Here is an 8,680-nt window from a genome sequence, read left to right as displayed (position 1 = left end):
ATCGGCGCCACCGAAAGCCGCCCAATGGCATCCGCGCGGCCGGCCGTCTGCGCCAGCGCCGGGCCGGCCGGACCGATTGAAAGCAATGATATCGCGATGAATTTGCCGGACATGATTTTCTCCATGCTTGTTGTCTCACGGAGAAAACCAGCTGGTCGGCGGCATTGTTCCGGGATGGATTGGGCTGGTTAGCACTATTGCGCCGGAGGCGGTGACCTCGGCCTGGCCTCTTCAGCCCTGACGATCACTGCCGGCGGGTACCGTTATTCCCCTGGTTACCGCGAAAATCGCTCCAAACATTCCGCCAACGACGATCCCTGCAGAGCCGCCCGCCAACGCTGCAATGAGGCAGTAGACGATCCAGGAGCCAACACCGGATGCATCGGCCTGGAACAAGGTGGAAACGACGCCGATTGCTCCGCCAAGGATGCCCAAGACAATGGCAACCCCCGTCACAGCCTCCGATGGATCAATGGTAGGGATGCGTGACGCTTGGGCGGTATCATGTTCAACCGGCGGAGACTGGCTATCCGTGTCTTCCATTCGACCCTCCTTCAAAGCATTTACAATCGATCCTTCAGCCGCTGAGAGGCTTGTCGTCCTTTTCGGACAATATCCTTTCTGCTGCGCCATCCAGATCTTCGTACTGACCGGTGCGCAGGGACCAAAGGAATGCGCCAAGCCCGGCGATGCCCATGAACAGAGCTATGGGTATCAGAAACGACAATGCGCTCATTTATCCCACTCCCGCCAACTTTTTTATCCGCCGCATTTCCCGCTCTGGCGGCGTTCCGTCAATCTCAAGCCTCATCGCATTCGCGACGACCAATATCGACGACGTCGACATCGCTATCGCGGCGATGAGCGGGTTGGCATAACCCAACAGCGCGAGAGGAATGCTGCACGCATTGTAGACGATAGCCAATGCGAAATTTTGGCGGATCAGCACGGCCGCACGACCCGCCGTCGTCAGCGCGACCTTTATTCCGTCCATGTCTCCATTGAGCAGGATGAAATCGGCGGCGCTGCGACCGATGTCGCTTCCTGACGCCGGAACCATGGAAACATGCGCGGTCTTCAGCGCGACCGCGTCGTTTATTCCGTCACCAATCATCATCACCTTGCGTCCGAGACCACGCAACGCATCGATCGCCTCGGCCTTGTCCTTGGGGAGGGCGGCTGCTTTTACGGAGTCGATTCCGACTTCCCGTGCCACTGCAAGAGCCGCTTCGGGGACATCGCCCGTCAGCATTTCGACAGCGATGCCGCGGCTCTTCAAGAACTGCACCGCCATCGCCGACCCGGCTCGAACCTTCTCTCCAAAAACGAAAGAGGCGAGGATTTCTCCCTGTCGCGTCAGGACGATAGTAGAAGCTGCGGCAGTCCGGTCGTCTGCATCGCCGCTCACCGCCCATGCCGCTCGCCCAAGTCGATAAACTTCCCCTCGGAAAGACGCCTCGAGACCGTTGCCTTGTATCTCCCTGACGTCAACGAGCGCGAGAGCCTCCCACTCGCGCCGTGAGGCGTAATCCGCGATCGCTCTCGACATCGGATGGCTCGAAAACCGCGACAGTGACACAGCCAGTGAAAATTCCAGTGGTCCGGTCCAGTTCCCGGTCAACAACGTCGGCTCGTATTGCGTCAGCGTACCGGTCTTGTCGAAAACGACGGTGTCGATTTCCGCCAAACGTTCCAATGCCGATCCGTCCCGTGCCACGATGCCGTGGGTGAACAATCTGCGTGCTGCAACGACCTGAACCATCGGAACCGCCAACCCCAGCGCACAAGGGCAGGCAATGATCAGGACCGAGATCGAAATCGTCAGGGAGAGGTGGATGTCCTGTGTCACCGCAAACCACGAAAGGAATGTCAGCACCGACAGTCCGTGGATAACCGGAGCATAGAGACGCGCGGCCCTGTCGGCGAGTATCTGGTATTGAGACCGGCCGTCCTCGACGGCTTCCAGCATCCTATGCAGCTCGGCGAGTGTCGAATCTCCTGGTGCGGCGGTGGCTTCGACAGTCAGGGGATGGCCGACGTTCAAATCTCCCGCGCGAACCTGTCCGCCTGGTCCAACCGCTTCCCAACGGCTCTCTCCCGTCAGCAATGAACGGTCAAGTTCCGACTGGCCGGAGAGAATCGTCCCGTCAGCTGGAATTCTATCGCCGGCTGCAATCAGAGTGCGGGTGCCGGAAACGATGTCGCTCAGTGGAACATATTCGATCCGTCCATCCGCGCGGATCACATTAGCGCCTTTCGGCATCATGTCGGCCAGAGACGCAGCCGCCGATCGCGCCCGCCGTCGCATCAGATGGTCCAGCGTGCGTCCGACGAGCAAAATGAAGATCAATGAGGTACTGGCCTCGAAGTAAGCTTGCCGTCCTTCGGCGAACGTGTCGTATACGCTGAGACCGAACGAGAGCAGGACGCCGATGCTGACCGGCACATCCATGTTTGCCCGACCGTGCACGAGCGCCCGCCACGCCGACCGGTAGAATGTCGCCCCGGAGTAGATCACGGCCGGTAGTGCGAGCGCGGCCGACATCAGGTGGAGCGTCTGACGTGTTGCTGGGTCTGCGCCCGCCCAGACCGATACGGACAGCACCATGATGTTCATTGAGCAAAAGCCGGCGACTGCCAGCGCGCGCAACAGCCCTGATATCTCACCGTCCGGTTGATCGCGGCCTTCCATCGGCAAGACGGCCGTGTAACCGATCATTCCGATCAGGGCGGCAAAATCGGGCGGCGAACCATTTTCCGCGTGCCAATGGATGGTCACACGCTTCGCCGTCAGATTGGCGCGCGCCATGTGAACTTCGGGGTGCTTGCCAAGCGTCGATTCCAAAAGCGCCATGCATGCGCCACATCGCATGTCCGGGACGGACAGGGTGATCTGCCTGAGACCACTGCCCAAATCCTTGCTTGCCAACGCAACCTCGTCCACGCCCGGCCTTCTTGGTCCAGGCTCGGGGAGCGACGACGCAATTGACGCGCAGCAGGTCATTGTCCGTTCCTCGCTACCTCATTGCCTTGTAGGCATGCCATGTGGCGTGGCCGAGCAAAGGAAAAACGACGATGAGTCCGACAAGTCCCGTCAGCAGGCTGGCGAGGAAGAGGGCGAGCACGATCGCACCCCAGACCATTGACGGTCCCATGTTGTTCCAGACCATGACAACGCTGACGCCCATCGCTGTGAAGGCGTCTATGCGCTCATCCAGAAGCATCGGAATTGAGAACACCCCGATTGCAAAAGCGAATCCAGCGAACAATGCGCCGACACACAAACCGACGATCAGCATGCCCCAGCCCGAGGGGGTGGTGACCAATAGCCTTGCTACGCCACCAAGGCCGGGGAACGGATTAACGCCGAAAAAGAGCGCGTAGATAATGACCGCGGCCCTCATCCAGAGCAGCATCACCATGCACAGCAGCATCCCCGTGAAGAACACCTGCCCTCCAGCTCTCGGCCGGACGAACAACATCTGACGAAGCGAGATGCGCTCGCCGTTCGCCAAACTCCTGCTCTTGACATAGAGCCCTGCGGCAAAGAGCGGGGCGACGATCAATATGCCCGCCAATGCAGGAAAGAGAAGATAGTCGCGCTCGAGCCGAAACAGCATCACGGTGGCCGCCAACGCGAGTAAGAACACCACGAACCCGTAGGCCAGACTTGGCCAGGGTTGCCGGATCAAGTCCTGCCAGCCTTGGCCAAGCCAACCGAGAGGAGCGCCGAGGGGCAGATGCCGCTGCCACTTGGGATTCATCGTCTCCTCTATCCCTGATACCTCGCTCCGATATCGGCCGGAAGTGTCGTCCTGCGGCATCTGATCCTCCTCGCGCATTCAGCAAGCTGAAGCGGCGGCCCTGAATTGGTTGGGTTGCTGGCCTTTTTCCTTGATATGCTCGATGCAGGCGGGCTGGGTGGTGATCGCCATGTAAACAAAATGGGCGTTGGCGCCGACAAAGATCGCGCCGGTCAGCCCGATCAGCAGCCACTTGAAAACGCGTGGTAGGGGGCTCTTCGCTTCGGGCGTCACGGCTGACCCCCACCCAGCCTGTTCACATAAAGCGCGAGTATCTTTATCTCAGCTGGACTTAGGCGTTCGTCCCAGGTGGGCATATGTCCCTGCCGCCCGCCATGGATCGACTGGACGATCCGTTCGATACCCCCGCCGTAAATCCAGCGGCCGTCGGTCAGGTTCGGCGCACCGACATCCTGTTTGCCTTTGGCATCTTCGCCGTGGCATGCCACACAGCTAGCCATGAACACTTGGCGGCCAGCAGCGATCTGGCTGGCGTCTACGGATTCGGTGGACGTATTGCTCAACGAATAGACATAGGCGGCGACGTCGCTCACCTGTTTTCGGTTGAGCATTTCGTCTGTTCCGAACGCAGGCATCTGCGACACGCGGCTTTGCGAGTGCGTCGTATTGACGCCCACCGTCATGGTCTGGACGATTTTTTCTGGTCCTCCACCCCAAAGCCAGTCGTCATCGGTAAGATCGGGGAAGTCTCGTCCGCCCTTGCCGTCCCTTCCATGACAGGCGGCGCAGTTGTCTCCGAACAACTGGTGGCCACTGGAGGCCACCTTCTCCATCAGCTTTTCGTCGGCACGGATTTCATCAAAGGAACTGGTCTCGATCTTCTCGATCCAGGGCGCGCGCGAAGCATCGGCTTCTATGATCTTTCGCTCTACCGCCTGTTTTTGACTCGTGCCGATCAGGCCCCTCGTATATGTGCTTCCAAGCGGCCAGGTCGGATACAGTATCCACCAGAGAGCGGCGAACAGGTGGGTGATGATCAGGAAGAGCAGAACCCCGCGCGGTACAGGAGTATCGAGCTCCTTGATGCCGTTCCAAATGTGTCCCGTCGTCTTCCGGCCTGTTACGGGATCGACTTCCTCTATCGCCATGGGGTGTCGTCCTTATCGAATATGTCCGTTTCCGCCCGATCGAAACGCGCCTTGTTGGAAGGCCAGAAGGTGTAGATGATCACCCCGATCGAAAACAAAATGAGATAGAACAGGCCCCAAACCTTGGACAGTTCCAACATGGTTTCGTGGGTAAGATCCATTTCAAATCCCCTGAGGAATCAATTGTTGGGGTTCGGCATCTGCTCCGGTGCCGCAGTGTTCTGGTAGGCAGCCTTTGTGAGCCGGCCAAGCACCTGCAGATAGGCGACCATGGCGTCCATTTCCGTCACGCTGGTTTTTACGCCGTCAAACGCAGAGACCTGCGTGTCTTGCCCATAGCGTTCCGTCACGCCTGAGGACTGTTCGCTGTCTGGATTGGCTTGGCCGAAGGCATCGGCAGACGCGTTTGCGACCATGTCATCCGTATAGGGCACTCCCACGGTTCTCAGGGCCGCCAGTTGGTCACGCAGATCGCCCAAATCGAGCGGGGTTGTTGCCAGCCATTGATAGGACGGCATATTGGATTCCGGCACGACCTCGCGAGGGTTGATCAAATGGGCCACGTGCCAGAGATCGGAATACTTCCCGCCGATGCGCGCCAGATCGGGACCCGTGCGCTTTGATCCCCACAACATGGGATGGTCGTACTTGGATTCGACCGCAAGAGAATAAGGACCGTACCGCTCGACCTCGTCCCGCAGCGTTCTGATCATCTGGCTGTGGCAGGCGTAACAGCCTTCGCGAACATAGATGTTCCGGCCCGCCGCCTCGAGGGGTGTGTACACTCTCATGTCGGGGGCGTCCTCGACCGTCTCGTGGATCGTGAACAGCGGGGCGATCTCGACAAGCCCGCCGACGCTTCCCGCTACAACGATAGCCAGCATAAACCCGACGGCCGTCCGTTCCAGTCTTCCGTGCAGACGTTCGCTCATCTCTCACTCCGCCGGTGCGTTTTCGAGAATGCCCGAAGTCAGGGGCGCATCGTGAACTGCTCCCGCGGCGGGAGCCGTTCGGACGGTCATCCAGATATTGAAGCTCGCCACGATCGCCCCAAGGAGGAAAAGCAGCCCTCCGAAAGCGCGTGCGATGTAGTAGGGATACATCGCCAGCAGACTGTCGACGAATGAATAGACCAGGGTGTTGTCGGCGGAATAAGTGCGCCACATCAAGCCTTGGATAATGCCGGAATTCCACATGGCGAAAACGTAGATGAGCGTGCCTGCAAGCGCCAACCAGAAGTGGACTTCGACCAGGGCTGCAGAATACATCCTTTCGCGTTTCCAGATCGATGGAACGAGTGTGTAGAACGCGCCGAACGTTATCATGGCAACCCAGCCCAGCGCACCGGCATGAACGTGGCCGACCGTCCAATCGGTATAATGAGACAGTGAGTTGACGGGTCTGATTGCCATGAAAGACCCTTCGAATGTCGACAGCCCATAGAAGAACGCCGCCATCATGATGAAGCGAAGAGTGGCGTCGTCACGCACGCGATGCCAAGCCCCGTTCAACGTGAGCAACGCGTTCCCGGCCGACGCCCACGACGGAACGAGCAGCATGACCGAGAACGTCATTCCAAGGTTTTGCACCCAGATAGGCAGTGCGGTGTAATGGAGATGGTGGGACCCCGCCCACATGTAGAAGAAGGTGATCCCCCAGAAGCTGAGAATGGACAATCGATAGGAAAAAATCGGCCGCTCAGCGCGGATCGGCAGATAATAGTAGAGCATACCCAGGAAGCCCGACGTCAGAAAAAACGCCACGGCGTTGTGCCCGTACCACCACTGGACCATCGCATCCTGTACACCGGACCAGACCGTGTAGCTTTTGGCGTGTCCGAACGATACCGGCACTGCCAGGTTGTTGACGATGTGGAGGATCGCCACCACGATGATGAAGGCGAGATAATACCAGTTGGCCACGTAGATGTGGGGTTCCTTGCGCCGCGCCAAGGTGCGTACGAAGAGCGCGAAATAGACGATCCAAACGATCACGAGCCAGAGGTCGGCATACCATTCCGCTTCCGCGTATTCCTTGGACTGGGTAACGCCCATGAAATACCCGCTGACCGCGATCAGACAGAAAAGGTTGAAGCCGAAGATCACGAACCAGGGCGAGAGTTGATCGGCCAACCTTGCGCGCGATGTTCGCTGAACGACATGGAATGATGTCGCGATCAACGCGTTTCCGCCGAAGCCGAAGATCACCCCTGTCGTATGGGCGGGCCGTATACGGCCGAAGCTCGACCACGCCGTATCGAAATTCAGGCTCGGCCAGGCAAGCTGTGCAGCTGCCCAGACGCCGATGAACATGCCAAAGATCGCCCACGCCAATGTGAAGGCCACGCCGACCTTGATCGGATCGTCATAGTAGCTGGAAAAGCGCGAAGCATCCGGTTCTTCGTCGAAAGCCGAGGTCAGGATGTAGCAGAACAACGCGCCGCAATACACAAGGACGATAGCGCCATGTATGCCGATGGGATCGAAGCGGCCAGCGGCCGCCATTGCGACACCGACAACCATCAAAGCGATAAGTATAGCTGCCGCGAACCCCCGTTCGCCGGTCGTGAGTTGTCCCATTGTTCCCCATCCCCCCGGCTATGTCGATGATGGTGCGCCACAAAGCGTTGAAAGGCAATCAGTTCTACGAGCCTGCACACGCGAAGATAGACATGGATCGTCCATCACAATCGCCGTTGGACTGATTTGTGCCTGAAGCAGAAGACCGTGTTATTCGCTCATGGAGCGAACGTTCCCGTTACCATTTGACGCGGGATGAGCTTTGCCACTGTCCAAGGCTGATGACCGGGTAGGGATTGCGTTTGGATTGGGAGTGACAGGGAAGATGACGGACGAATACACAAGGTAAATGCTAGGCAATCTGGAAGCAGCCATCCCCTGCCAGACAGCGATACAGCGATACAGGTTAACATCCTTCGGCGCCTGCTGATGAATGGCATTCTCTCAAAGCAGGATGCCACTGAACTGCTGGACGATGCTCTTGCGGATCTGGAGAGACTGCAGACCAAGGCTTATCCGCACGAATACTGGATTTATGAGCTTGCCAGAGGTCACGTCGAAGCAGCGCTTCCAAGCATTGGCGAGGGCATCGAGAGAACGTAGTGTGTGCGAACAATGTCCCTCCAGACTGGAGGAGAGCGATGATAGAGAACTTCAACGTACTCCCATGAACGATCAGTCAAAGATTGAGCATTTCATTGAGCGAATCGTGGCCGGCGCTTCACAAGCTCAGCTAGAAATCGAGTCCAAGGAACTCGACTTGAACAAAGTCGGCATACATGGTCGAACACCGCTCATGGTCTCGGCAGCTGAAGGTTTGCTTGCAGCGGTTGAGACGCTAGTGCGGAACGGTGCATCAGTACACGCGATTGGTCGTGGTGAAATGACGGCACTGCACGAGGCATCTGCGAATGGCGAAGCAGCCGTTGCAAACTACCTACTGTCCCTTGGCGCGGACGTAAACGCCGAGACGGCCGATGGCGTGACCCCGCTGATGTGCGCGGCCGCCTGGGGAAGCACCGAAGTTGCAAAGCTATTGTTGGAGAACCATGCGGACCTGACAAAGACCGATCGCACTGGTGCAGCCGCCGCCGATATTGCACGCGAGAAGGGAGAGGACGATGCCGCGGACCTGATCAACTCATACTTGTCGCGGGGGAGTGCATAGTTTTCTGAAAGCACTCTTGCCGCAAAGGGACTTGAGATTGCCCCGGGCAAGTTCGACCACTTGTTTGGTCGAGTCTCAACG

11 protein-coding genes are annotated in these 8,680 nt (G+C 58.4%); 2 read left to right on the top strand and 9 right to left on the bottom strand.

The annotated features are described in order from the left end of the window. Nucleotides 1–231: 231 nt before the first annotated feature. From MOV76_RS26565 to ccoN, 9 genes are read right to left on the bottom strand one after another with little or no spacing between them, the layout of a single operon-like run. Nucleotides 232–543: a hypothetical protein gene (locus tag MOV76_RS26565; protein ID WP_018447664.1), complete on the bottom strand. Its 312-nt coding sequence runs from the start codon at nucleotides 541–543 to the stop codon at nucleotides 232–234. Nucleotides 544–577: 34 nt separating this feature from the next. Beyond that, complete coding sequence (ccoS, locus tag MOV76_RS26560; RefSeq protein ID WP_018447663.1) at nucleotides 578–736, bottom strand: cbb3-type cytochrome oxidase assembly protein CcoS; 159 nt, start codon at nucleotides 734–736, stop codon at nucleotides 578–580. Then, nucleotides 737–3,004 carry a heavy metal translocating P-type ATPase gene (locus MOV76_RS26555; RefSeq protein WP_130750655.1) on the bottom strand — a complete coding sequence of 756 codons (2,268 nt, stop codon included), beginning with the start codon at nucleotides 3,002–3,004 and terminating at the stop codon, nucleotides 737–739. It abuts the gene before it with no gap. Nucleotides 3,005–3,017: 13 nt separating this feature from the next. Next, nucleotides 3,018–3,842, bottom strand: coding sequence for a DUF2189 domain-containing protein (locus MOV76_RS26550; protein WP_130715544.1), 825 nt, complete (start codon nucleotides 3,840–3,842; stop codon nucleotides 3,018–3,020). Further along, nucleotides 3,843–4,037: a hypothetical protein gene (locus tag MOV76_RS26545; RefSeq protein ID WP_028731576.1), complete on the bottom strand. Its 195-nt coding sequence runs from the start codon at nucleotides 4,035–4,037 to the stop codon at nucleotides 3,843–3,845. After that, complete coding sequence (gene ccoP / locus MOV76_RS26540) at nucleotides 4,034–4,912, bottom strand: cytochrome-c oxidase, cbb3-type subunit III (protein WP_247265644.1); 879 nt, start codon at nucleotides 4,910–4,912, stop codon at nucleotides 4,034–4,036. The genes MOV76_RS26545 and ccoP overlap by 4 nt, the downstream gene beginning before the upstream one ends. Next, the gene (locus MOV76_RS26535; protein WP_003546168.1) at nucleotides 4,903–5,073 is read right to left on the bottom strand and encodes a CcoQ/FixQ family Cbb3-type cytochrome c oxidase assembly chaperone; all 171 of its coding nucleotides are present in this window, start codon (nucleotides 5,071–5,073) and stop codon (nucleotides 4,903–4,905) included. Before MOV76_RS26535 ends, ccoP begins: the two co-directional genes overlap by 10 nt. 18 nt (nucleotides 5,074–5,091) lie before the next feature. Then, the gene (gene ccoO, locus MOV76_RS26530) at nucleotides 5,092–5,844 is read right to left on the bottom strand and encodes a cytochrome-c oxidase, cbb3-type subunit II (RefSeq protein ID WP_011650325.1); all 753 of its coding nucleotides are present in this window, start codon (nucleotides 5,842–5,844) and stop codon (nucleotides 5,092–5,094) included. A gap of 3 nt (nucleotides 5,845–5,847) precedes the next feature. Continuing rightward, the gene (gene ccoN / locus MOV76_RS26525) at nucleotides 5,848–7,491 is read right to left on the bottom strand and encodes a cytochrome-c oxidase, cbb3-type subunit I (protein ID WP_247265643.1); all 1,644 of its coding nucleotides are present in this window, start codon (nucleotides 7,489–7,491) and stop codon (nucleotides 5,848–5,850) included. Between the two features lie 369 nt (nucleotides 7,492–7,860). Between ccoN and MOV76_RS26520 the strand changes: the two genes are divergently transcribed. Together MOV76_RS26520 and MOV76_RS26515 are read left to right on the top strand one after the other, a co-directional pair. Further along, a complete protein-coding gene (locus tag MOV76_RS26520) occupies nucleotides 7,861–8,034 on the top strand; it encodes a hypothetical protein (RefSeq protein WP_165420482.1) in 174 nt (57 codons plus the stop codon). A gap of 64 nt (nucleotides 8,035–8,098) precedes the next feature. Further along, nucleotides 8,099–8,599, top strand: coding sequence for an ankyrin repeat domain-containing protein (locus MOV76_RS26515; RefSeq protein ID WP_130750659.1), 501 nt, complete (start codon nucleotides 8,099–8,101; stop codon nucleotides 8,597–8,599). Nucleotides 8,600–8,680 lie beyond the last annotated feature (81 nt).

The sequence above is a fragment of the Rhizobium sp. PRIMUS64 genome (assembly GCF_023006465.1).
GTDB lineage: Bacteria > Pseudomonadota > Alphaproteobacteria > Rhizobiales > Rhizobiaceae > Rhizobium > Rhizobium leguminosarum.
This window is presented reverse-complemented; position numbering and strand designations above follow the sequence as displayed.

What these genes read in the sequence shown, in the direction of transcription:
- MOV76_RS26565 (WP_018447664.1), bottom strand. Translation starts at nt 543, where the DNA reads ATGGAAGACACGGATAGCCAGTCTCCGCCGGTTGAACATGATACCGCC.
- ccoS (WP_018447663.1), bottom strand. Translation starts at nt 736, where the DNA reads ATGAGCGCATTGTCGTTTCTGATACCCATAGCTCTGTTCATGGGCATC.
- MOV76_RS26555 (WP_130750655.1), bottom strand. Translation starts at nt 3,004, where the DNA reads ATGACCTGCTGCGCGTCAATTGCGTCGTCGCTCCCCGAGCCTGGACCA.
- MOV76_RS26550 (WP_130715544.1), bottom strand. Translation starts at nt 3,842, where the DNA reads ATGCGCGAGGAGGATCAGATGCCGCAGGACGACACTTCCGGCCGATAT.
- ccoP (WP_247265644.1), bottom strand. Translation starts at nt 4,912, where the DNA reads ATGGCGATAGAGGAAGTCGATCCCGTAACAGGCCGGAAGACGACGGGA.
- MOV76_RS26535 (WP_003546168.1), bottom strand. Translation starts at nt 5,073, where the DNA reads ATGGATCTTACCCACGAAACCATGTTGGAACTGTCCAAGGTTTGGGGC.
- ccoO (WP_011650325.1), bottom strand. Translation starts at nt 5,844, where the DNA reads ATGAGCGAACGTCTGCACGGAAGACTGGAACGGACGGCCGTCGGGTTT.
- ccoN (WP_247265643.1), bottom strand. Translation starts at nt 7,491, where the DNA reads ATGGGACAACTCACGACCGGCGAACGGGGGTTCGCGGCAGCTATACTT.
- MOV76_RS26520 (WP_165420482.1), top strand. Translation starts at nt 7,861, where the DNA reads ATGAATGGCATTCTCTCAAAGCAGGATGCCACTGAACTGCTGGACGAT.
- MOV76_RS26515 (WP_130750659.1), top strand. Translation starts at nt 8,099, where the DNA reads ATGAACGATCAGTCAAAGATTGAGCATTTCATTGAGCGAATCGTGGCC.